Source organism: Shewanella sp. ISTPL2 (assembly GCF_013283205.1).
GTDB lineage: Bacteria > Pseudomonadota > Gammaproteobacteria > Enterobacterales > Shewanellaceae > Shewanella > Shewanella oncorhynchi.
The window spans coordinates 2,214,050-2,237,548 of record NZ_JAAPAV010000001.1 but is presented as its reverse complement, the minus strand read 5'-3'; the positions used below and the strand labels follow the sequence as shown (position 1 = coordinate 2,237,548).

The window sequence follows — 23,499 nt, the reverse complement described above, 5'->3', positions numbered from 1 at the left end:
TGTCATCTACTGGCTCTGGATGTCTAAATGTAAAAGTAATCCAAATGCGTTGAAGTTTCTCGATGAAATAAAGTCCAGTGATTTTTTCGTCACTCATCACTCAGTTCCTCCATCTCAGCCTTTTATTCACCACGTTTTTTTGCAATAGGAAAACGAGTATAAATGCCATTGTTTATCTGAGACCATGGCACAGTCAAAAAAGCGATGGAAAAAAGTGTCTAGTTATTCGTTCGGTTAAATCATTGCATCATAGATAAAACCGCAATCAACAGAACCCCCTATAAAACCGCATAAAATATATGATTCACCAGCAAAGGCCATAAAACGCCAAATTGATTATTTATTCATTAAATATTCAACATGCTGGATATAACTTCGGGGTTTTTCTCACTGCTCTGCGCTTTCCATGCATGGTTATTCACATTTGGAATAGGCAAACCGCGGCAGTATCAGCTTAGAGATATAAGTAGGATAGTTTTTAATGGCTTATGGCTTAAGCAAGCCAACTGCGAAAATAAGTGGGTAATTGGCCAGTCCAGCGTTTAAAGGAACGCCTATAATCACTGGCGTCGCTGAAGGATAAAGAAGTGGCAATACATCTTGCGCAGGTGTAGCCAAGTAATACAGTGCTCTGATTAAACGGGTCTCATCGGCAAGTATCAGCGAGTTGGGCAAAGTTTAAATCCATCTCGGCCAAACAACGTTTTAAGGTGGCTGTTAAGGTGGCTGGGCTCATTGTCAGTTTTTCAGCTATGTCGGGCAAACTTAAGTTATCCCGCATTAGACACAAAAGAATACCAGCCGCTAAGCCTAACCGCAGTTCGAATATAGTAGTGATTGACATATCCCTTGGCGCTGAATGACGGCAGCGCCGAAACCTATGGTTTGACCGTTACGCATCTGCAAGTCGGCAGCGGCGTTTGGCAACAGGGAATGCTGGTGGAGCAAGACGGCTAAAACTACTTACCCAATGATAATCAAACATTTAAATGGTTACCTTGGAGCTGTATCGTCAAACACCTTGACGTTAACTCTGGACATTTAGCAGACTAAGATGAACAAAGGTATAGAATATAAAGCACAGGTGTTAGAGAAGGCGCTGGTATTGGTCGTAAACATGAGCAACCGGCACCATCTGATTGCAAATTGATGAATTAACTGGTTATGCACTTGATATGCAAGTCTAAAACTATAATCCCCGAGATTTTTCTCACCTTAATGCAATAAAGTGAATAGTTAATCATAAAAAAGAGGTTAGCTGTATTCAACAGCTAACCTCTTCTCTTTAAATCAGGCGATAAATCAGATGTTCTATCATACAACTAGAGCCATGACTTCAAAACGACTCTTACAAAAGCTAACTCATACCAAAAGCTAATTTTTACGGATACGAAAATAGCAAGCTGAGGCTAGTCACTGTAAATAACGAATGTAAAACCGAAAAACCATGCCCACACAATTCGACAGAAATGGGATTAGCCGCGTTTAGTGCCCCACGGATCGTTGTCATCCGTCGATGGGCTTGGTCCGGAACGCTCAGCCATTCTTGAATCGTTTCTTGGCTCGTTTCGGAGTTCGCTGCGGCGCTGTGAGTGGCTATTCGATGAACCATATCCAGAGCCGATGCCACGTCCACCCGTAGGTTTTTTGCCTGAGCTTTTACCTGAACCATTACCAAAGCTCTTACCTGAGCCATAACCAGAGTTGGGACGTTTATTACCCGCTTCGTACTCGGCGCTGGCTTGTGCCTGCATTTTAGCGATAGATTCTATGGTGAGTTCCATCGGTTTACGCGGCGCGATACCTGAGGCAAAACCTCGTTCGCGTGGCTTAAGATCAAACTGCTCACCGACGGCTTTAGGCATACGCTTGAATCGATACAGGTAAAAGTTTTCCACTTTCTCCCGCGCCCACTCAGTCTTCTTGAGGAAAATAATACAGGCCTCAATGGTCGGGTTGGTGTTAAAGCAACCTAGCTTTAATGCCGCGTATAAAATTTTCCAGCCATAAAAATCGACTAACTCAGTGATCATTGTCTCGAGTTTGAGGCCGTGTAATGGGTTGTTCTGTTGCTCTTCAATCATGGGAATTCCAAGTTCAGCCCTATTGGCTGATTTTACTGTATTAGTTTACGGTTTTGAGTTGTTAAACGAGTGACTCAATTCGCTACTAAAATTCGCGATTAGAGAAATCACTCAAGTTATGAAGTCATGAGCCACTGACGTTGTTACGGCAATAGCATAGGGCGTTAAGCCTTTAAATCTTAAGGACCTGAAGCCTCCAAACTGAGCCATTAAATATTAGCCGTAAAATCTGCTGCTCGACAAAACTGCGGGAATAATAACGGTAAATAAGCTAAACGCCTTCTTTTATTTGCGCTAGCGAGGTTTGGCATCGGCTTTAGGGCAAAGAAAATACGCCGCAGCCGACGGTTTTAATCTGCATATCCGCGATATCACGCTAACAGGTATGAACTCAGCATCAAGCTCAAACCCGTTTCTAAATTTTACCTATGATCCGCTGATGCCTTGGGTCAACCTCAAAATAAACGCAACTGAAACGGCTCGATTTATAGCTGCGCATCACATCCTTGCTCGCATCTTTAGCCCTTAGTCTGTATACTCCGCGACCTTATTATCCCAACTTTAATGTTTTGGCTTAGAGTGGGTGAAGCGCATGTTTCATTTTGAGGCTTGTTTGTCACAATCCCCGTTAGCAAATACCTAGGAAAGCTCCTTTGATCTCTACCGCGAACATCACGATGCAGTTTGGCCCTGAGCCATTGTTTGAAAACATTTCAGCGAAATTTGGCAATGGTCACCGCTATGGTTTGATCGGCGCGAATGGCTGTGGCAAATCGACCTTTATGAAGATCCTCAGCGGAGCGTTAGCGCCAACCTCTGGCAATGTGTCCATCACGCCCGGCTTAAAAGTCGGTACCCTAAGCCAAGATCAGTTCGCGTTTGAACAATACAGTGTGATCGATGCGGTGATCATGGGGGATGTAGCCCTGTGGAAAGTCAAACAGGAACGCGATGCAATTTACGCCAATCCGAATATGACTGAAGAAGATGGCATGCGTGTTGGCGATCTTGAAAGTGAATTTGCCGAAATGGATGGCTACAGCGCAGAAAGCCGCGCCGGTGAAATCCTGCTCGAAGCGGGTATTGAAGAATCTTTCCATTACGGCCTAATGCAGCAAGTGGCACCGGGCTGGAAACTACGAGTCCTGTTGGCACAAGCGCTATTTGCCAATCCAGATATTCTGCTGCTCGACGAACCAACCAACAACTTGGACATACATACCATTAGCTGGTTAGAAGCCGAGTTGAACAAACGCAAATGCACCATGATCATTATTTCCCATGATAGGCATTTCTTGAATGCCGTATGTACCCACATGGCCGATATCGATTACGGCGAACTGCGCATTTACCCTGGTAACTACGAATACTTCCTCGCACAATCGTCTTTGATCCGCGAGCAATTATTGTCGGGTAACGCCAAGAAGAGTGCCGAGATCGAAGAACTGCAAGACTTCGTCAACCGCTTCGGTGCCAATGCCTCTAAGGCGAAACAAGCCAGCTCGCGCGCGAAAAAAATGGACAAGATCAAACTCGATGAAGTGAAGTCATCCAGCCGTATCCACCCTTCTATTCGTTTCGATGCGGGAAAAAAAATGCATCGCCAAGCACTGATCTTAGAAGATTTAGCCCACGGTTTTGATGGCGAGCTGTTATTCGAAGGCGGCGACTTAATCCTCGAAGCCGGTGCAAAATTAGCGATTATCGGCGAAAACGGCGTGGGTAAAACCACTTTCCTACGTTGCTTAGTCAATGATTTAGAACATAATAAAGGCGTGATCAAGTGGTCAGAAAACGCATCAATCGGCTACTGTCCACAAGACAGCAGTGACGAATTTGATAATGACTACACATTAATGGATTGGATGTCACAGTGGCGCCAACCCAAACATAACGATCTTATGGTACGCGCCATGTTAGGCCGTCTGCTGTTCACCGAAGATGACGCGAACAAGAAAGCCCGTAACTGTTCAGGTGGTGAGAAAAACCGCTTGTTATTCGGTAAGTTAATGATGCAAGACATCAATGTGCTGATCATGGACGAACCGACTAACCACATGGACATGGAAGCCATCGAAGCACTCAATAATGCGTTGAAAGACTTTGAAGGCACTTTGATATTCGTCAGTCATGACCGTGAGTTTGTATCGTCACTCGCAACACGTATCATTGATATTAAAGATAAAAAAGTGATTAACTTCCAAGGCACTTTCGATGAGTACCTTTCAAGTCAAGCTGAAATGGAAGCGAGAAAAAGCGCGTAATGTTATTCGGCTAACTTACGCCGATTAACCCAGCGCTATCGCATTAAAAAGTCGTCATTGGTTATCCAATGGCGACTTTTTGTTGGGCTAAATCTGACTAGTTACTCATTAGCTTATTAATTTTTTTAACCAATATCTCGCGATTTTTAGCCAGTTTAAAAATTGTCGGCAAATGTCGAATGACTATCGGCTCAGACTCAAATACCGCATCGCGATCTTTGGCTTGAATATAATCACGGATCTGAAGCATCATCTGTTTATTAAATGCCCAAAGTGAATGACCTTTAAACTCAAGGGAATAAAATGCGTCATTGGGCCATTCAAGTCGATGTTTCTGTTTTGCCATACACTGATAACAACAAATAAGACCAAGATCTGTACCATCTGTAAAAGCACTGTTCGCCCTATGTTCCCAAGTCGAAGTACCTTGGTATTTTTCTGGCAATTTTTCCCGCCAAGAAGCATCCAATAGCGGAGGGAAAAACAGCACACCAGGCCATTTATGGGCAAACCTTTGATTAAACTGCTTGATCTCAAACTGCCTACCCTCAAATAAATGCACATCTTTTTTCTCTAAACGAAAAACATGGGCAAAGGTAAAAGTGGCGCAGCCAGTACAATGGGGGCAAGTAACCTCAACTCCGTTTGGCAGGCTAAAAAACTCATAAAATCCTGTCATTGATACGACATTCCAAATGATTTAGAGACTAATTTGGAGCTCATCAATTTTCCAACCACCTTCATTTATCATGCTAATTCTTTGTTTTTCATTCGCCTCCGATGCATTACCACAAAGATCTTTTTGTGCATATTCAAGGACGGCCGTATCCCCATCTATCACCTGCGACACTAAGGTGAGTGCTTTGCACTTGGCAGCCGCTTTTGAAAATGAAAGATAAGATGCGATCACTTCATCGCGGGACAGCTTCATCTGCTGCATATACTGCGGGAACTTAGACTCAACATCCGCTTGCTTACGTTGGGTATAGTAAGCCTTGTCCTCTTGATAACTTATCCCCTGCTGTACCTTAGCATTGTACTCGTCATACACTTCACTCGGCGATTTAGGCGTTGTACAACCTATCAGCACAAGCACAGATATGGGCAGTAAGAAAATCGATTTCATCATCTAACCTCCAAAACTAGACATGTATTATCAATAAATTCCATGGTGCATTCATCTGCTTGTTGTCACTGAACGAGTGCGCCATATATGTCTACCAAATACTCCTTATTCTCTTTGAAATCAACTACCTTGGCAGAAAGTAAACCTTTACTATCAACAGGTAAAAAATCAATGAAGATAAAATGTAATGCCACCAAGATAACATGTAAATAGTTCATTGATTACTTTAGCTTGGCAGCGTTGCTCATTCAATTGCAGCACAGTTGCTTACCTTGGCGAGTGCTAAAAATAAGTGCCATAAAACTGTGAGCATGCTCTAAATTGCTGTATTTGACAGGTCATTGTCTAATGCATTAAAAGGCACAAAGGTCTTTTTATCGAGCCAGAGAGGCGAGCGATTTTGTCCTGCTAGCTGATAAGCCCAAGTCGTAATGGCTTCAGAGCGATCACTCTCACAGACAAAATATCGACTGAGTTCAGAGTGTAACGTTTGGCCATGCTGGATAATATTCTGCTCATACCAGTTATCTTTATGGTGCTGAGCGGCAAGATGATCGCGTTTTTGATTATTACAACTGCTATGTGCGAGGACAAAATTATGGCCTAAATCATTAGGATATCGTGCCCAAGGGATAAAATGATCCACTTCGCTTGTTTCTTTTAATGATTTTTGGCAATAGAAGCATTGGCCTTTTTGGATATCAAGCAGTACAGGTCTAGCATGGGTGATCGTCTGTCTGTCGCTACCAAACAGAAACTCACTTAAATTGCCTTTACTGCCTATAATGACCTGATTTGCGGGAAACTCGGCGATTTTTTGTACCCATTGAGTACGAGCCAATGACACCACTAAATCGTGAAATCGCCTGAAGCAAAATGCGATCCCCGGATTCAACTCGATGTAATTTTTCTTTTTATCATGGGGATAAAGAAAACATTCTTCATTACGTGACAAGTTTTGTAAGCGCCATAAGGGGCCATCTTTAAACGTACCGCGCGTTTTACGCAATAAAGCTGGATAACTAAGATGCGCTTTTAACTGGGATAGACTGTTAACACCTTGATGGCGTAGTTCAATCAAACTGTTGATCAAGGCTGATTGCTTTCCACTATTTTGGATCAAGACAAAATACCCATCATTGGCACCAAAAGGCAAAGAGTGTTGCCAGTAAAGTTCAATAAACTTCTCTACCAAATCATCAATACTGATGGCGGTTTTCAGCGCAGGATCGGCATTGAGTATTAATGGCCGTTCGATACAGATATCGGCGATCGCATGCAGTAAGGCAAATTTGTAAGTTGCAACGAAATCCCCTTCAACTAACAGACGTTGTAAATAGCTAATAAATTCAACTTGTCTTCTCGCATCAATCGGCATTCAGTCGCTCCTGAATAATAACGCTTGCTTCAGGTGCATTTACGTTTGGCATCAGTTTGGGTGTAAAAACTAACGTCTGCCAATGCACTTGTGAGCGACCGAGTTTATCGGTTTCATCTTGGCTCAAATCTAAAAGTCGTAGCTGACAATCTGCAGCAAGTGTGAGCAGTTCATCGGCACTGACTGGGTGCATAACGCGCGCATCGGGGCTTGGGCCATGGCGCAAACTGATGACTAAAAGTCCAGTCGAATTGAGTAAGCGTGAGAGTGTTGCTAGTGCAAGTGGGCGCTCTGAGGGAGATAAATGCATCCACACAGCGCTGAGTAAAATCAGATCAAACTGTTGCGCTAGGCCAACCACTTTTTGCAACTGAGGTAAACCATCCTCAATCCAACGCACGGGTAGATCCCGAGTTAACACCTGCCCCATTTTCGCTAAAACAACCGCAGGTTCGACTGCAATAATTTGTGTCTTTTTGCCCTGTGCTTTTTCGGCTAAATAATACACATCCCGGCCAGAACCAGCTCCCACATCCAATATCGACAATGTATTTTTAGTAAGTAGAGGCAAAAGATGATGCAACCAACTCGAATGCACTTCTTCAAAGGTTTTAGACAAATACTGTGCCGCGAGTATTTCGGCGTGGTCATTATAAAACACTGTGCTCACTGACAACGATCCTTTTGCAACAAGTGATTGTTTTTACAGACGCTAACTTATCACAGTCGTATTTGATAAAAAATACATGCCATCATTATCATGCTGTTTTGCATAAAATATTTAGCATTATACTGTTCGCGATCACTGTGCTGATTTCGGCTATTCGACCCAATATTCTTATCAATGCCTATGCAATCTCAGCATTTCCCCATCGTTTTTTTTGCAGTGGTTTACACTCTATGAGTGAGTGTAAAGATAAGTGCAATTGATTGAATCTGTTACATGCTTCTCCAGAGTAGTTTCCATTTCAGTGTGGGAGTAAACGGGTTTTAACGTCTTGGCGTAGCGTCTACATAGAGATTAAGACCTAGGGCTCAATTATTTAGGATATCTATTGCCTATGAGTTTTGAAGATTCGTTAGAGCAACTTAAACGACAGTTTCTACATGCACTGCCGGATAAAAAGAAACAAATCATTACCTTGTGGATTTCATTGCGTAAAAATTGGGACGCACACATGCTGTCTGCCGTGTACCGAGAGGTGCATAACTTAAAAGGGTCGAGCGAGACCTTTGGGTTATCAGATACCAAACACATAGTCGATAAACTGGAGTTGCTGCTTAAGGGGCTGCTCAATGCGCCAGCCCCCGAACTTCCTACGATCAAAGGCTTAGATACCCTCTTCCACCAGTTGTTACAAAACAATATGCGCGGCCAACCGTCGGCGCCAGTAGTAGAGGCGCAAATGCAGCAAAGCCCCTATAAACCGTCAAAGGCGCGCCATGAGCACCATATTGCCATCATAGAAGACGATGGGAATGTCGGCGCTATGATCACAAAGCAGCTGCGAGAGTTCGGTTTTAGTGTGCAGCATTTTTTGAATTTCACGAGCTTTCTGGTGGTGCAAAATAAAACGCCCTTCGATCTGATTTTATTAGATTTAATTCTACCAGATTGGACTGAAGAGGCCTTGTTCGAAGCTGCCACTGAGTTTGAGAAGAACAATACCCGAGTATTTGTTTTATCCTCGCGGGGGGATTTTGACATGCGGCTATTGGCCATTCGTGCCAACGTCAGCGAATATTTTGTTAAACCTGCGGAAACCACTTTATTGGTGCGCAAAATCCATCAATCTCTCAAGATGTCAGAGAAACAGCCGCTTAAGGTGTTACTGGTGGATGATCAACAATCTATGGTGGATTACTTTTCAAGCCTGTTACGCAGCCATGGTTTGATGGTAAAAGGGTTGTCCAGTGCCGAGCAAGTCTTGCCTGCCCTTGAGCAATTTGAGCCTGATTTGTTTATCTTCGATTTGTACATGCCCGAAGTGAACGGGCTTGAGCTGGCAAAGATGATCCGCCAATTGGATAAATACACCTCGAGCCCAATTCTCGTGTTGAGCTCAGACGATACGATGCAGAATAAGGTCAGCATCATACAAGCGGGATCAGATGACTTAATTTCAAAGCAAACCGCACCGAGTTTATTCGTCGCGCAGGTGATTTCCCGTGCGCAACGGGGTCATGATATTCGCAGTTCGGCTAGTCGCGACAGCTTAACTGGGCTGTTAAATCATACCCAAATTCTGGTGGCTGCGAGACGCTGTTTTAACGTAGCGAAACGGATTAACTCTCAAGTTTGTATCGCTATGTTCGATTTAGATCACTTCAAAAAGGTCAACGATACTTATGGTCATTCCGGTGGTGATAAGGTGTTGTTGGCATTTGCCCACCTGTTACAACAATCCTTACGTCAAACTGACTTTACCGGCCGCTACGGTGGTGAAGAATTTATGTTAGTGCTGCCAGATATGCAAAAACCACTGGCGATTGCCAAGTTGAATGCGATCCGTGAAAGCTTTAGCCATATCGTATTTGTTGAAGATGGCGTCGAATTTAAGGTGACGCTCAGCGGCGGTTTAGCCTTTTCGGATCAATGTGAGGAATTTCAAGATTGTCTGTTACTAGCAGATAAAAACCTTTACGAAGCTAAACGTTTAGGCAGAAATCAGCTCGTGGTTTCTCCGACTGACTAGCACTAGATAGAATGAGCCACTGCAGCGCACAAATCAGTTCGGCGTAATGCTCTTCCTGCGAGACTCACGCTCTATTCGTTACTTTTTAATCCCACTCAGCGTGGGCGGTCACAGTGAGCTTAAATGGTTAATGAGCTTGCTCGGCATCTGCGATAACTCCACCACATAATCTACTGCACGGCACTTTATTGCTTCTCGTGGCATGCCAAATACCACACAACTTTGTTCATCTTGGGCAAATGTAGTGACGCCTTTTTGGTGTAGCGCCACCATGCCTTCGGCACCATCTTTGCCCATACCGGTTAAAATCATCGCGCTCATATTGGGCGCGGCACATTGGGCCAAGGCCGTAAACATCACATCGACCGAAGGTCTGTGGCCACTGACCTTTTCATCTTGGGTTAATTTGACTTTATAACTACCACCCACTTTGATGATCTCAAGGTGATGATCCCCAGGTGCAACATAGGCATAACTGGGTAAGAGTCGTTCCCCATGCTCGGCTTCTTTGACAGTGATCCGTGACTGTCGGTTTAAACGTTCCGCAAAAGTTCGGGTAAACCCCGCTGGCATATGTTGGGTGATCACTATCGGCGGCATAGCCGCGGGTAAATGTTGTAATACATAAAGAATGGCTTCAGTACCGCCAGTAGATGCGCCTATCGCGACTAAATGCTGTGTCAGGGTTGTATTGGCCAATACTGGTCGCTTACTTGAAACAGGGCGTACTGGCTCAACAAATTTCTGCGGTTTGATGATTTTGGCTTTCGCGGCAGATTTGATCTTATCTAAAATCAAATCCTGATAATCATGGATACCTTGGGGCGAGTCTAATTTCGGTTTAGGGATAAAATCCACCGCGCCTAAGGCCAAGGCGTTAAATGTCGCATCAGCGCCCTGCTCGGTTAACGATGAAATCATCACTACTGCAGTGGGCCTGGCTTTCATCAAGCGGTCCAAAAATGTTAAACCATCTACTTTGGGCATTTCGATGTCTAAGGTAATCACATCGGGGCGAAATTGATTCACCAGATCCTTGGCCTCATAGGCATCGGCAGCGAGCCCAACCAGAGACAGTTCAGAGTCAGCCTCAATCATTTTACCGAGCAAGCTGCGCATCAGCGCAGAATCGTCAACAACTAACACTTTGATCGTCATAACTTAATCACCAAATAGTTCAACGTCGCCGCCCGAAGGTAAATTACGAACCCGTAAACGGTACTCACTTTCCCTGTCAAGAATTGTACTGTTATGCATGGATTTAATTTTGCGGACTTTCACTTTTCCCGAATGGGGGAAAAAATACACTTTGCGCGGATATACATCGAGTAAATCGGCAGCAACGATAGGGATATTTTCAAGATTGAGATATTCAATCACAAACTCAGCATTACGCTCACCAATGTTGTGCACAGTAAAGCTGCGTAACATATTGCCGCCCCCAAACACCTTAGCTTCGAGTGAATTGCGCTGTGCGCCAAGCTTGAGTAAGTCGTTGATTAACAACTCCATGGCATACACGCCGTAACGGGCAGAATCGGCGAGCACCCCAGTACAATTGCTATTGTCACTTGGCAATAAAAAGTGATTCATTCCACCAATTTTGAGCTTAGGATCATACAAGCACACTGAGACGCAGGAGCCTAACACTGTCACTATCATGGTATCTTCACGGGTTGCAAAATACTCACCGGGTAATATTTTTACCGCATCGCAACCAAAATGATGATCGTGATAGCGATTCGGCTCTGCAATGGCATATTCGATATTAGGTTTTAGCACTCATGAGCCCCTTCACTGGCCGATAGGTTGTTTGACCAACGGCAGTGATGATTTGCGGGAACATATTAAAATTTTCCGAATGTCCCGCAATATAAAGCCCATCCTCGCTAAGGGAGTTCATCATGTGTTTTAATATGACTTCCTGCGTTTCTTTATCGAAATAAATCATTACATTACGGCAAAAAATCACATCGATTGGCGTTTTTAGCGGCCAAAAAGAATCGAGCAAATTAATGCGGGTAAACTTGAGCATCTGCTTTAATTCGGGAACCACGCGCACATTGCCCAACTGTGAACCCCTTCCACGGTGAAAAAACCGTTTCTTGCGAATATCGCTGACAGTATCAATACGATCTAAGGGATAAATGCCCATTTCAGCCTTTTTAAGCACGCCGCTGTCGATATCGGAAGCAATGATCTCAATAGGCGTTTTAAAACTGTTGAAATGTTCAGCGACGACAATCGCAATCGAGTAAGGTTCTTCCCCTGTGCTACTGGCAGCACACCAGATCCTGCGAGTGTCAGGGTTATTGATTAAATACTGTTTTAACACCTCAAAGTGATGCGGTTCCCGAAAAAATGCCGTTTGATTAGTGGTTAACGCATTGATAAATTCTTGGTGTTCGTTTTCATGGCTTAGCAGATACTCAAAATAAGCCGAAAAACCGGCTAATTTCAATGTTCTGATCCGCCGCACTAAACGGCTATACACCATAGCATCCTTGCTATCGGCGAGTTTGATCCCCGCTAAGCGGTACAGCGTCGTCCTCGCGGTATTAAAGTGCACCGAGGTATAGGCAAACTCTCGTTCCAATGGTTTGTTTTCACTCAATTAAAATTCTTCCCATTCATCTTGATCTTGCTTCATGGGCTTCATCGCATTGGTTTTAGGTTTCTCTGTCACCCTTGATTTTGCCATAGGTTGAAGCTGCTGTTTGATGGGTTTCATCGCCTTCGCTTTGGGCGCCGCTAATCTCGCGTTGCTGCGTCTTGGGGCTTCATCTTCGTCGTCCACGCGAAAACTGGCGACACTGTCTGAGAGTTGCTGCGCTTGGGATTGCATGCTTTCCGCTGCGGCGGCCGCTTCTTCAACCAATGCCGCATTTTGTTGCGTCATTTCATCCATTTGCACTACGGCTTTGCTGATCTCATCGATACCGATGGCCTGCTCATTAGAGGCTGAGGCAATTTCCGCCATGATGTCGTTCACCCGTTTAATGGCGATGACGATTTCCTTCATGGTATCGCCGGACTTACCGACAAGGCTGTTGCCACTCTCGATTTTAGACACAGAATCAGAGATCAGTGCCTTGATATCTTTAGCGGCATTGGCCGAACGTTGAGCTAAGCTACGCACTTCTGACGCGACCACCGCAAAGCCGCGGCCTTGTTCGCCCGCCCGCGCCGCTTCAACCGCAGCATTGAGCGCTAAGATATTGGTCTGGAAAGCAATGCCATCGATAACACCAATAATGTCGGCAATCTTACGCGCCGATTCATTAATCGATGCCATGGTCTGGACAACTTGCTGAATAAGCTCACCACCGTCCACAGCGACTTCAGCCGCTTTAGAGGCTAAGGCATTGGCTTGACTGGCATTATCCGCATTGAGTTTCACTGTACCTGTGAGTTCCTCCATGCTGGCCGAGGTTTGCTCTAGGCTCGAAGCTTGCTCTTCGGTGCGGCTGGATAAATCAGCGTTGCCTTGGGCTATTTCTGCCGAAGCGGTATTGATGGTATCCGCGGCTCGTTGAATATCTTGGATCATGAAGGATAACTTTTCAGCAGTTTGATTTGAGTAATTTTTCAAATCATCAAAGGTGCCTTCATAGTCGTTATAAATGCGAGTGGTAAGATCGCCATCCGCTAGCGCCATCAGCACCCGCGCCACATCTTGCAATCCACGTTCCGAGGTTTCAATTAACGAATTTAAATTGTTCGCCAGCATTAAAAAGAAACCTTGCTTGCCATCTGTTTCCGCCCTTTGGGAGAAATCACCTGCCGCTGCGGCTGTGACTATTCGGGAAATTTCCTGCTCGGTTTGGACTTCAATGGTGCGGTCGAGCCATTCAACCACAGTGCCTAAGCGCTCACCTTCTTTAGACACTATGGGGCTAGCGGTTAAACGAAAGTGGCAACTGGCCACCTTAATAAGCGATTCATATTTACGGTCTAATTTATCGAGTAAACTTGCTTGGTGGGCAGGATTGCGGTGGAAGATATCCATCGAGCTGCCGAGGATTTTATCCACGGAAAAATGCGGTAAGGCTTGTCTGATCTCACTTTCAGAATGGCGCAACATAGTTTCGACCGAGCGATTCATATAAATGATCGTACGGTTAGCATCGGCTATCATGACGTTGGTACTGGTATTATTGAGCGCTTCGAGGATGCGCTGGGTTGCTCGCTCGGCTTCGATACTTTCGGTGCGGTCTATCCACTCAACACCTGTGCCTAAATGCTTATTTTCAGCGGTGATAATCGGCGTCAGAATCAACCTAAAGGTACGTTTGCCTATGGTGATTTGCGCGGTATGGGATTGGGTTAGACGTTCTAATAAATTGCGCTGATGTGCAGGATTTTTATGGAAAATGTCGATATTACTGCCGATCAGTTTGGCAACCGAGAACTGAGGTAACTCTTTACGAATATCGTCCTCTGCCTCTTGCAGTAAACGGACGACGGCTTTATTCGCATAAATAATATTGCGCTGACTGTCAGCGATCATAAAGCTGTTGCCACTGTTATCAAGTAGCTGAAAATAGCGCTGACGCTCTTCATCCCTTTGCTCACGCGCCTCATCATTGCCAAAAAATTTGAAGATACTCATTATTGTTACTCCTGATCAGTCAGACTATTTGCATCAATTAGACCCAGCTCATCACTGCTGATCAGAGCCTGAATATTTACTAAAATGATCATCTTATCCTCGACCGTGGCTAAGCCTTTGAGGTAGCGGCTATCGAACGCCACTCCAAATTCTGGGGCAGGTAAGATTTCCTCCGCCGACAGCTTAATCACATCGGAGACGGCATCGACCACTATGCCGACTATACGTTCAAACACATTGAGCATAATAACGATAGTGAACTCGTTATAAGTGGCGGTTCCAACAGCAAATTTCATCCGCAAATCCACTATGGGCACTATGTCGCCGCGCAAATTAATCACGCCTTTTATAAAGCTGGGGGCGTTGGCGATTTTAGTGACCGACTCATAACCGCGAATTTCTTTGACGGACATAATATCGAGGGCATAGTGCTCTTCGCCTAACATAAAGCTTAAAAACTCCACCTCATCATGGGCGTTGTATTCCACTTTGGCGGTCATAGTTGATCGACTCTCCATGGCTATTTCCTTAATTTTTAATGTGCAGAGCGAGCGATTCGACATCGAGGATCAACGCGACGCTGCCATCGCCCATGATGGTGGCGCCGGAAACACCGGGGATCCTGCGATAATGTTTTTCAAGACTTTTAATCACCACTTGCTGCTGGCCAACTAAGGCATCAACGCACAGGCCAAAGCGCTTGTGGTTGCTTTCGAGCAATACGACTATGCCCTCTTCTGGGCAGCGGGCATTGGGCTCAATTTCCATCAGCTGATAAAGATTGAGCAGAGGTAAGTACTCTTCACGTACTTTTAAGAGTCTTTCTTTGGCGAGAAATTTAAGTTGTTCCGTTTGCGGCTGAATAGATTCTATGATGTGCACTAAGGGCAGAATGTAGATCTGATTTCCCACGGAAACCGTCATACCATCGACAATGGCGAGCGTGAGTGGCAACTGGATTTCAAAGGTTGAGCCTTGGCCCTCAGTGGATTCAATATCAATGCGTCCACCTAAGGCTTCAATATTACGGCGCACCACATCCATACCGACACCGCGGCCTGACACATCTGTGACTTCCTCCGCAGTTGAAAATCCTGCGGCAAAAATCAATTGCCAAATTTGCTTGTCGCTACTGTTATCTGCCACTTGCAAACCATTTTCCCGCGCCTTTTGAATAATGCGTTCACGATTTAAGCCTGCGCCGTTATCGTGCACAGCGATAACGATATTGCCGCCCCTTTGACTGGCTTTAAGGGATAACACACCCACTTCAGATTTACCCGCTGCGAGCCGTTTTTCAGGTTTTTCGATACCGTGATCTAAACTATTGCGCACTAAGTGGGTCAGCGGATCGACGAGCTTTTCAATCATGCCCTTGTCAATTTCTGTGTTGCCACCTTCAATCACGAGATTGACGTTTTTACCCAGTTGCTCAGAAAGGTCCCTCACTAAACGGTTGAAACGGTTAAACACAAAGGATACCGGCAGCATACGCACCGACATCACTGCCTCTTGCATCTCACGGGTATTACGTTCCAATTCATTGAGTGCGGTCTTGAGTCGCTCACCTAAATCGCCCGTCATCTCGTTACCAATGAGGGTCAACATAGACTGAGTGATCACCAGCTCGCCCGCGAGATTAACCAAAGTATCTATCTTAGAGGTTTCGACCCTTAAGGTGGCATCTTGGGCTGGCGTGGCTGGTTTTTTCGTCGCTGTTTTCACCTCTGTGGTATTGGGCTTTGGGGCAACGGATGAGTTTGATGTTGCGTTTGAACTCAGTATTGCAGGCGAGCTTGCTTTCACAGAAGGACTCATGGGCACGGTTGAATCAGGTACGGTGGGCTCAGTCGCTTTGGCTTTAAATAAGGTGTTTTTGGATTGGCTACTTCCAGTTTCCTTGGCTTGATGTGCTCGAGTGGTCGCTGGCTTATAAACCTTCTGCACTAGCGGTTTCGAACTTAATAACTCGATTTCATTGGCGAAGGATTCTGGCGTTAATGCTTCAAAAAAACCAAAGCCTAACTCATCATCGTCAATTGTCACATCACACAGCTCAGCAATACACTCTTTATTATTTGCCACACTGTCAGCGCTGATGTCTTCCGCTTGATAAGCCTCATCAAAAAATCCAAAGTCTTCACCTTCGATGGCAATATCACGTGCCATTTCATCTTCAAAAAATCCAAAACCCAGATCTTCTGCCTCCACTGGTGCGGTCAGTGTTGCATTTATGATGGGAGTGCTAGCGGCGTCTGTACCATTACGTATCGCAACTGATGAACTAAAAGGCTCACCATTTAACGCTGCGACCAACTGACTTTTACTGTATTCGACCTCCTGCCAATCAATCTGCTCTTCTTCGCGGTACAAGCTCAAGATATGGGATAACGTGTCCACAGTACTCAGCAGTAAATCGATAATAGATGACGTTAATTGGAAGTTACCCTTACGCGTTTTATCCAGCAGGTTTTCCATCACATGGGTGACACTGGTTAATGCGGTAAAACCAAAAATACCACTGCCGCCTTTTATAGAATGTGCAGCACGGAAAATGGTGTTCAGTTCTTCAGGATCGGGAGAAGCAAGGTCCAATGCCAATAGCAATTGTTCCATATTTTCAAGATGTTCATGACTTTCTTCAAAAAAGACCTGATGGAACTCGGCCATATTGATGGACATAGCGCACCCCGTTGCAGTTAACCCAGCACTTTAGCCGTAATAGCCAACAACTTTTGAGGATCAAAGGGTTTTACCATCCATCCCGTCGCACCCGCGGCTTTCCCTTGGGCTTTCATATCATCGCCCGCTTCCGTGGTGAGCATAATGATCGGCGTACGCATAAATGCCGACATAGCACGTAAGGATTTAATTAAGGTCAGCCCATCCATTCGAGGCATGTTTTGGTCTGTCAGAATGAAGTCAAATCTCTGCCCATTACAGATATCGAGGGCTTCTCGACCATCTTTGGCCAGTACCACTTGATAATTAGCCGATTTAAGGGTCGCTTCGACCATTTGTCGAATCGCTGCGGAATCATCAACAATTAATATTCTTTTACTCATGCGCTATTCCATTATGACTTTAGTTATATTCCCTGGCGGTACTAATTCGTATGTCTTAGATAATGTTTTCACCAGCGATAGACCGCGCCCAGACAACTGAGGAATGTCCGCCATCAAATTTTCATCACCCTCAAAGCCTTTGCCACTGTCAGCCACGCTAATATGTAATTCATCCTGCGATGAACGCCAGATGATGCTCACTTTTACCCAATCATTTTCCGTGAGCCTATCTGCAAAACTGTCCCTAATACTATGGTACAGTTCGAAGCCTTCTGGATCATTTTTTAGTCGAGAATCTAATTTTAGTACACCATGATCAATGGCGTTGCTAAATAACTCTGCGACAACAGTAAAAACCCGTTGACAGAAATTAGTCGCAAATCCCAATATGCTGAGAAACTGATTCAATGAACTTAAATAATCAGCGCTGAGTAACATAGGCCCTGCAATACTGACATCCCAGCAGAACTCACCATCCATAATGGCTTTAATACGACTAACATCACGATCTTGATGCCAAGTGTTTAATCGTTCAAAATCTAAGGTACAAATAGTGATGTCGTCGGCAATATTTTCAGCAGAACAGTACTCATGCATATTGTCCTCTAAATATTTAACTAGACCACCTGACAAATTAATAAATAGATTTTTTAATTTATCAATGCCAAATGGATTGCCGTCATGGGTATATTGCTCTATTAAACCATCACTAAAAAGACAAGCATACCCATGGGATGGTAAATCAACCGTAACAATATCCGCTATAAAAGTATGCGGAGGTAAAATACCAAGGGCCATATTTGTCGATTTAAATTTATCGATGGATTGATTACTGACTGAACGAGAATGGTCAGTTTCTTTAATGTTGTGGTTTGTTAAACAGTCAATTCCCCCCGTTTGAATATACACGGGTGGCATACCACCATTCCAAATGTGTAATTTATTACGATTAAAATCGGCTTCTAAAATAATACAGGCAACAAATCTGTCTTCAGGGTTTTCTCGGTGGAGCTTAGCATTCAGTTCATAAATAAACGTAACTAAAGAAAATCCCTTTGAAACCATGGCCCTAAATGTACTGGCAACACGCATGATGGGCATGGCTGCACTCAGGCCATGACCCGTTGAATCGGCGAGAATTAAGAAGAAATTGCCATTAGGTGCTATGCCATTGAGGATAATATCACCGCAAAAATTGGCACTGGCTTGGCAGTAAGTATGTACAAAATCAAAGTCAGTATTATCAATATTGACTAAGTGCTCAAATAAATGCCGGGCCATGTGTTCTTCTCGGGCCTTTTCATAAAGCATTTTTTCAAGTTCAATTCTTTGATGCTCTACTTTATGCTGAAGTTGTACTCGGGTAAGTAAACATTCAACCTTATACCAAAATATTTCAACATTTATCGGTTTAACAACAAAATCCAAAACCCCCATTCTAAAACAGGCTAATACGGATTGATTTTCTTTTGTCTCGCTCATAACTATAACAGGTGTTTCTTTTTTGTCCTTATTTAACTTATCCAGTAACGCCAGTGCGGTACCATCTTTTAACCAATAGTTAATCAGAATTAAATCAACCGTATTTTGCGTTATTTCAAATAAACCTTCTTCTAGATCACTACAAACAATAACGTTGTAACCTTTGCTGTGAATAAAGTCACTGATCCTTTGACTCGCAATAGCGTCATCATCGATAACTAAAATAAAATGTTCCGGCTGAGTAAGCGATACCATAATGAGTGTTACTCTATGATGTAGATTTTCTGCATATTGGCAATACTAAGGATTTCATTCGCCTGACCATGTGCACCTTTTACAGACGTAGAAATATGTAACTCCTGCGCCTTACGATGCAGCAGTACCATCATGCCTAAAGCAGAACTATCGAGGTAAAGCACTCGACTAAAATCTAAAATAATATGGTTAACCTCTGGAAGCGTTAAAATATCTTGATAATCACTGGTGAATTTCTTGTGGTAATAAAAGTCAAAGCGCTCTGGCAATGAAATAACTTTAATATTTGACATTGTGTTATCCCTAATTAAAAGAGTTCAATTTCACCACAGGTAATTTGATCCCTTGAAACGGGATTATGAGTCTCCTGACGTCGGCGACTCATTTGTATTGTGATGTCATCCCCCTTAATGCCAAACTCCTGTTGTGACATAGTGGTGACGCGATTGAGCGATTCTTTTAAATGGTTTAGGGACTGATTTGTGTAAATCAGGCTTTGGGAAGTAATATCACTGAACTGCAATCCCCGAATAGTATCCGAGATGGCTTGTTCTAGTTCATGTGCGGATGAATCGATACGTTCAATCACTTGAGAATCCTTCTCTGCTTTAACGATAATCTGCCTTAGTGCAGTATCTATATCCTTTTTTGCATCAATAATATAAGTCATATCTTGAGCGGCGACTTTACTCACGTGTACGGTTAATTGTTCAATCTGAATTTGAATTGATTTAAGCTGTTTTTGTATGCTTTCACTAAAACCTGCGCTACGAGTGGATAAAGCGCGCACTTCATCTGCCACAACGGCAAAGCCCCTACCCGCATCACCCGCCCGCGCCGCTTCAATTGCCGCATTTAAAGCCAGCAAATTAGTCTGGGACGAGATTTGATCTATGTCTTGCAAGGCTTTCATCGCTTGAGGCATAGACTCGTAGATGAGATTCACTTTTTCCAACAACTCCATAGTTGATGCCGACATTTCTATGGTGGATTGAATAAAGCGCTCTAACGTCATTGAGGTATTGTTGGCAAATTGCTTCATTTGATCTGAATGGAATAACTCAGCATCATCAGTACTCTTAACGAGATCTGAAATAAATCCTGTCTGCTCCGTCATTAACCGCCCTAAACCATCGAATGACTCACCGAGCAAATTGACTGCGTCACCTTGCACCGCTAGCACACTGTCAATGTTAGCCTCGCAGCCGTTAAGTGTCGTGATTGACTCTTGATACAGATTGATATGGGCTTGCCAATCCGCGGCAAGTTGGTTGTTGAAGGACTTATCATCATGCTGTTGAACTGACTGCATTTGCTGGTGCTGATAAAATTGCCACAGCAACATCATCAATACAGAAATAACCGGACCAATAGCCCACAATGTCATCAAACTCAGCGCATATCCAACGCCTGCCGCGAGCACCGCAACGACCCCATCCTTGTATGTCATATGGACTTCACAATAATTGTACAGTGATTAAAAAGTAGTTTCATATTGGGTGATTTTCAAACACGAAAGTGAAATTATTCACATTGTTACGTGTCGCAATGCGGAAAATGCAGTTATCGCGATAGAAATCCCCATCATTGAGCGCTAATTCTCAGTAAATTGCCGTAAATTCATGATTTGCTAATAAACTTGTCTTAATGGAACCCGAAACTTAACTGTGCAGTCCTCATACCCTAGGTTACACTGGAAGCGTCATGGATTGGGATGGGATCGCTTATGAGTCAACGTACATTAAACTCCTTATTTAAACCGACTTCCGTTGCTATTATCGGCGCTTCGAATACCGAAAAACGCGCGGGTAATGTGCTGATGAAAAACCTACTATCGAGTGGTTTTTCGGGGCCTATCATGCCAGTCACCCCTAAGTATCGGGCAGTGATGGGCGTGCTCGCCTATCCCAATATTGAAGCCTTACCCATCAAACCCGATTTAGCGGTTATTTGTACCCGCGCTTGCCGTGTGCCCACCATTGTTGAAACTCTTGCGCAATTTGGCTGTAAGGTGGCCATTATTATGGCAGCGGGAATGGCACAGGAATTTAACGAAGATGGCGTGAGCCTGCTCGACCTTGCCATGCAAAATGCTAAGCGTTACGGGATGCGCATTCTGGGGCCAAATAGCTTAGGAATGCTATTACCCCCATTGGGATTAAATGCCAGCTTAGCCCACGCCAGCGCCCTACCGGGCAAAATAGCATTTGTGTCTCAATCGGCTGCTATTTGTACAACGGTACTCGATTGGGCCAATAACAAAGGTATTGGCTTTTCCTCCTTTATCTCCCTCGGTGATGCCACCGACATTAACTTTGACGAACTGCTCGATTACCTTGGCCGCGATAGTCGCACCAGCGCCATCATGCTTTATATCGACTCAGTGAATGAGAAGCGCCATTTCCTCTCCGCTGCTCGAGCCGCTTCACGCAATAAACCAATTCTAGTGATTAAATCGGGCCGCAGCGCCGAAGGTGCCCGCGCCGCAAAATTGCATACGGGTGGTGTTGGCGGTAACGATGCAGTGTATGAAGCGGCGTTTCGCCGTGCAGGTATGTTGCGGGTTAACGATCTAATTGAACTGTTTGCCGCGGTTGAAAGCCTCGCGCATTCTAATCCGCTGCAAGGTGAACGCTTAGGAATTATCAGTAATGGTGGCGGCCCCGCGGTGTTAGCTGTGGATGAACTCATTATGCGCGGCGGTAAATTGGCTGAATTGTCAGATGACACCATAGCCAAATTAGAAGCCGTGTTACCGAATACTTGGTCAAGGCAAAACCCCATCGATATCATTGGTGATGCGAACGCATCACGATATGCTAAAGCTTTGACTATCTTGATGGATTCCAATGAACTTGACGCTATTTTGGTCTTGCACTCCCCTTCAGCACTCGGTGAAAGTGTTGAGATAGCTGATGCTTTGGTGAGTGTGATCCACGCGCATCCCAAAAAGAATCGCCTCAATATTTTGACTAACTGGAGCGGTGAAGACTCAGCTTATCAGGCACGAAAACGCTTCACTAAGGGCGGTATATCCACCTACCGTACACCCGAAGGTGCTGTGGGGGCCTTTATGCACATGGTTGAATACCGTCGTAACCAAAAACTGCTGCAAGAAGTGCCGCAATCGATCCCCGATAATATTCCGACAGATAGCCTCACGGCGCGCAAATTATTGCAAGCGGCTCAAGCTAAAGGAAAATCGGTACTGGAAACCCATGAGGCCAGCCCTATTTTGCGTGCTTATGGGCTTAACACTATAGACACTTGGTTTGTGAAAGATGCCGATGAAGCGGTGGCCATTGCGAATGAAGCGGGCTATCCCTTAGCGTTAAAAGTGCAATCCCCTAACATCTTGCATAAGTCCGATGTGCACGGAGTGATGCTCAATTTAACCTCGGCTGAAGATATCCGCCACGCCGCGAATGCGATTACCCAGAGGGTGCATCAAGCCAATCCCGAAGCCATTATTGAAGGCATGATAGTGCAGAAAATGGCGTTGACCGCTGGCGCGCAGGAAATCCGCGTGGCCGTGATAAGCGATCCCGTCTTTGGTCCGGCGATTTGCCTTGGCGAAGGTGGCTCAGAATGGGACCCCACCAATGATGCTGCCGTTGCCCTGCCTCCCCTGAATATGGCACTGGCGCGTTATATGGTGATCCAAGCGTTAAAGACCCATAAGTTAAAGGACAGACATTTACCACTGGGTCTAGACATGAATGCCCTGTGCGTGATGTTAACGCAAATATCCCACATTATTATCGATTGTCCTGAAATCGCCTCGTTAGATTTAAACCCAGTACTGGCCGCGGGTGAAAACATCACTCTGCTCGATGTGAATATCCGTTTGCATGATGCCAATGCCGACAGTTCATCGCGGATGGCCATCATGCCCTATCCGAAGGAATTAGAAGAATTCGCCGAGCTTAAAAATGGCCTTAAGGTAATGCTAAGGCCGATTTTGCCCGAAGATGAGCCTAAACATTTGGCCTTCGATAATTCGTTATCCGATGAAGACAGATACAAACGTTATTTTGGGGTGCGATCGAAAATGACCCATGAAGAAATGGCGGTATTAACTCAAATCGATTACGCCCGTGAGATGGCCTTTATAGCCACGGCTAAGGGACCCGATGGCGATGACATCACCTTAGGTGCCGTGCGTGCATCTATTGACCCTGATAATACCGAGGCCGAGTTTGCCATGGCGGTGCGTGGCGATCATCAAGGTATAGGGTTAGGCAAGTTGTTACTCGAAAAATTAATCAAATATTATCAGGCCAACGACACGCCCGTGCTCACCGGCTTTACCATGTTTGAGAATCGCAATATGGCCAGTCTTGCCAAGAGTCTCGGTTTTAAAGTGACCTTCGATATGGAGGAGCATTTGATCAAAATGCACATGGATTTAAAACCGCCCAGTGATCAATAGCACCTATCCAGACGAACAAAAACGCCGCAAATCATTGCGGCATTTTGTTATCCTAAGTAAATGATTATTTAACGAAATAGCGACCGAGCTAATACTTAACGCCTT

At 44.7% G+C, this 23,499-nt stretch carries 19 protein-coding genes; 3 read left to right on the top strand and 16 right to left on the bottom strand.

Translation table 11 applies throughout. The features are described 5' to 3' along the window. Nucleotides 1–646: 646 nt before the first annotated feature. Nucleotides 647–844, bottom strand: coding sequence for a hypothetical protein (locus HUB64_RS23155; protein WP_254451406.1), 198 nt, complete (start codon nt 842–844; stop codon nt 647–649). Nucleotides 845–1,475: 631 nt separating this feature from the next. Next, a complete protein-coding gene (locus HUB64_RS09845) occupies nt 1,476–2,084 on the bottom strand; it encodes a VF530 family DNA-binding protein (protein ID WP_173496904.1) in 609 nt (202 codons plus the stop codon). Nucleotides 2,085–2,737: 653 nt separating this feature from the next. Here HUB64_RS09845 and HUB64_RS09840 point away from each other — a divergent pair. Next, nucleotides 2,738–4,348, top strand: coding sequence for an ABC-F family ATPase (locus tag HUB64_RS09840; RefSeq protein WP_131524739.1), 1,611 nt, complete (start codon nt 2,738–2,740; stop codon nt 4,346–4,348). 97 nt (nt 4,349–4,445) lie between these two features. On the opposite strand, the gene HUB64_RS09835 is transcribed toward HUB64_RS09840, so the two are convergent. The 4 genes from HUB64_RS09835 to HUB64_RS09820 all read right to left on the bottom strand — a co-directional run bounded on the left by HUB64_RS09835 (nt 4,446) and on the right by HUB64_RS09820 (nt 7,522). Then, nucleotides 4,446–5,027, bottom strand: coding sequence for a hypothetical protein (locus HUB64_RS09835; protein WP_173496903.1), 582 nt, complete (start codon nt 5,025–5,027; stop codon nt 4,446–4,448). 21 nt (nt 5,028–5,048) lie between these two features. Continuing rightward, nucleotides 5,049–5,477 carry a hypothetical protein gene (locus tag HUB64_RS09830; protein WP_173496902.1) on the bottom strand — a complete coding sequence of 143 codons (429 nt, stop codon included), beginning with the start codon at nt 5,475–5,477 and terminating at the stop codon, nt 5,049–5,051. Nucleotides 5,478–5,790: 313 nt separating this feature from the next. Further along, complete coding sequence (locus HUB64_RS09825; protein ID WP_173496901.1) at nt 5,791–6,852, bottom strand: HNH endonuclease; 1,062 nt, start codon at nt 6,850–6,852, stop codon at nt 5,791–5,793. Continuing rightward, nucleotides 6,842–7,522, bottom strand: coding sequence for a bifunctional 2-polyprenyl-6-hydroxyphenol methylase/3-demethylubiquinol 3-O-methyltransferase UbiG (locus tag HUB64_RS09820; protein ID WP_173496900.1), 681 nt, complete (start codon nt 7,520–7,522; stop codon nt 6,842–6,844). The genes HUB64_RS09825 and HUB64_RS09820 overlap by 11 nt, the downstream gene beginning before the upstream one ends. A gap of 391 nt (nt 7,523–7,913) precedes the next feature. Between HUB64_RS09820 and HUB64_RS09815 the strand changes: the two genes are divergently transcribed. Then, nucleotides 7,914–9,548, top strand: coding sequence for a diguanylate cyclase (locus tag HUB64_RS09815; RefSeq protein WP_105252527.1), 1,635 nt, complete (start codon nt 7,914–7,916; stop codon nt 9,546–9,548). A gap of 108 nt (nt 9,549–9,656) precedes the next feature. On the opposite strand, the gene HUB64_RS09810 is transcribed toward HUB64_RS09815, so the two are convergent. Genes HUB64_RS09810 through HUB64_RS09765 form a run of 10 tightly spaced genes read right to left on the bottom strand, consistent with a single transcriptional unit; the run spans nt 9,657 to nt 20,412 of the window. Then, nucleotides 9,657–10,706, bottom strand: coding sequence for a chemotaxis response regulator protein-glutamate methylesterase (locus tag HUB64_RS09810; RefSeq protein ID WP_168827113.1), 1,050 nt, complete (start codon nt 10,704–10,706; stop codon nt 9,657–9,659). A gap of 3 nt (nt 10,707–10,709) precedes the next feature. Further along, nucleotides 10,710–11,330 (bottom strand): chemoreceptor glutamine deamidase CheD, encoded by a 621-nt coding sequence (cheD, locus tag HUB64_RS09805; RefSeq protein WP_105252529.1) that lies wholly within the window; start codon nt 11,328–11,330, stop codon nt 10,710–10,712. Further along, entirely contained in the window at nt 11,317–12,162 is an 846-nt protein-coding gene (locus tag HUB64_RS09800; RefSeq protein WP_173496899.1) for a CheR family methyltransferase, read from the bottom strand. Before HUB64_RS09800 ends, cheD begins: the two co-directional genes overlap by 14 nt. Then, nucleotides 12,163–14,160, bottom strand: a complete 1,998-nt coding sequence (locus tag HUB64_RS09795) for a methyl-accepting chemotaxis protein (protein WP_173496898.1) — start codon at nt 14,158–14,160, stop codon at nt 12,163–12,165. A 5-nt stretch (nt 14,161–14,165) separates the two neighbouring features. Further along, a complete protein-coding gene (locus HUB64_RS09790) occupies nt 14,166–14,678 on the bottom strand; it encodes a chemotaxis protein CheW (protein WP_049821692.1) in 513 nt (170 codons plus the stop codon). A 10-nt stretch (nt 14,679–14,688) separates the two neighbouring features. Further along, nucleotides 14,689–16,842, bottom strand: a complete 2,154-nt coding sequence (locus tag HUB64_RS09785) for a chemotaxis protein CheA (protein ID WP_173496897.1) — start codon at nt 16,840–16,842, stop codon at nt 14,689–14,691. A 17-nt stretch (nt 16,843–16,859) separates the two neighbouring features. Next, nucleotides 16,860–17,225: a response regulator gene (locus tag HUB64_RS09780; protein WP_028759902.1), complete on the bottom strand. Its 366-nt coding sequence runs from the start codon at nt 17,223–17,225 to the stop codon at nt 16,860–16,862. 3 nt (nt 17,226–17,228) lie between these two features. Continuing rightward, complete coding sequence (locus HUB64_RS09775; RefSeq protein WP_173496896.1) at nt 17,229–18,962, bottom strand: SpoIIE family protein phosphatase; 1,734 nt, start codon at nt 18,960–18,962, stop codon at nt 17,229–17,231. 8 nt (nt 18,963–18,970) lie between these two features. After that, nucleotides 18,971–19,255: an STAS domain-containing protein gene (locus HUB64_RS09770; protein WP_028759900.1), complete on the bottom strand. Its 285-nt coding sequence runs from the start codon at nt 19,253–19,255 to the stop codon at nt 18,971–18,973. Nucleotides 19,256–19,269: 14 nt separating this feature from the next. Further along, entirely contained in the window at nt 19,270–20,412 is a 1,143-nt protein-coding gene (locus HUB64_RS09765) for a methyl-accepting chemotaxis protein (protein ID WP_173244790.1), read from the bottom strand. A gap of 276 nt (nt 20,413–20,688) precedes the next feature. Here HUB64_RS09765 and HUB64_RS09760 point away from each other — a divergent pair, with 276 nt between their 5' ends. Further along, complete coding sequence (locus HUB64_RS09760) at nt 20,689–23,394, top strand: acetate--CoA ligase family protein (RefSeq protein WP_173244787.1); 2,706 nt, start codon at nt 20,689–20,691, stop codon at nt 23,392–23,394. Nucleotides 23,395–23,499 lie beyond the last annotated feature (105 nt).

Excerpts from the sequence above, each read along its gene's own strand:
- HUB64_RS23155 (WP_254451406.1), bottom strand. The coding sequence starts at position 844 with ATGTCAATCACTACTATATTCGAACTGCGGTTAGGCTTAGCGGCTGGT.
- HUB64_RS09770 (WP_028759900.1), bottom strand. The coding sequence starts at position 19,255 with ATGTCAAATATTAAAGTTATTTCATTGCCAGAGCGCTTTGACTTTTAT.
- HUB64_RS09835 (WP_173496903.1), bottom strand. The coding sequence starts at position 5,027 with ATGACAGGATTTTATGAGTTTTTTAGCCTGCCAAACGGAGTTGAGGTT.
- HUB64_RS09790 (WP_049821692.1), bottom strand. The coding sequence starts at position 14,678 with ATGGAGAGTCGATCAACTATGACCGCCAAAGTGGAATACAACGCCCAT.
- HUB64_RS09810 (WP_168827113.1), bottom strand. The coding sequence starts at position 10,706 with ATGACGATCAAAGTGTTAGTTGTTGACGATTCTGCGCTGATGCGCAGC.
- HUB64_RS09845 (WP_173496904.1), bottom strand. The coding sequence starts at position 2,084 with ATGATTGAAGAGCAACAGAACAACCCATTACACGGCCTCAAACTCGAG.
- HUB64_RS09760 (WP_173244787.1), top strand. The coding sequence starts at position 20,689 with ATGAGTCAACGTACATTAAACTCCTTATTTAAACCGACTTCCGTTGCT.
- HUB64_RS09795 (WP_173496898.1), bottom strand. The coding sequence starts at position 14,160 with ATGAGTATCTTCAAATTTTTTGGCAATGATGAGGCGCGTGAGCAAAGG.
- HUB64_RS09765 (WP_173244790.1), bottom strand. The coding sequence starts at position 20,412 with ATGACATACAAGGATGGGGTCGTTGCGGTGCTCGCGGCAGGCGTTGGA.
- HUB64_RS09775 (WP_173496896.1), bottom strand. The coding sequence starts at position 18,962 with ATGGTATCGCTTACTCAGCCGGAACATTTTATTTTAGTTATCGATGAT.
- HUB64_RS09780 (WP_028759902.1), bottom strand. The coding sequence starts at position 17,225 with ATGAGTAAAAGAATATTAATTGTTGATGATTCCGCAGCGATTCGACAA.
- HUB64_RS09830 (WP_173496902.1), bottom strand. The coding sequence starts at position 5,477 with ATGATGAAATCGATTTTCTTACTGCCCATATCTGTGCTTGTGCTGATA.
- HUB64_RS09785 (WP_173496897.1), bottom strand. The coding sequence starts at position 16,842 with ATGTCCATCAATATGGCCGAGTTCCATCAGGTCTTTTTTGAAGAAAGT.
- HUB64_RS09815 (WP_105252527.1), top strand. The coding sequence starts at position 7,914 with ATGAGTTTTGAAGATTCGTTAGAGCAACTTAAACGACAGTTTCTACAT.
- HUB64_RS09825 (WP_173496901.1), bottom strand. The coding sequence starts at position 6,852 with ATGCCGATTGATGCGAGAAGACAAGTTGAATTTATTAGCTATTTACAA.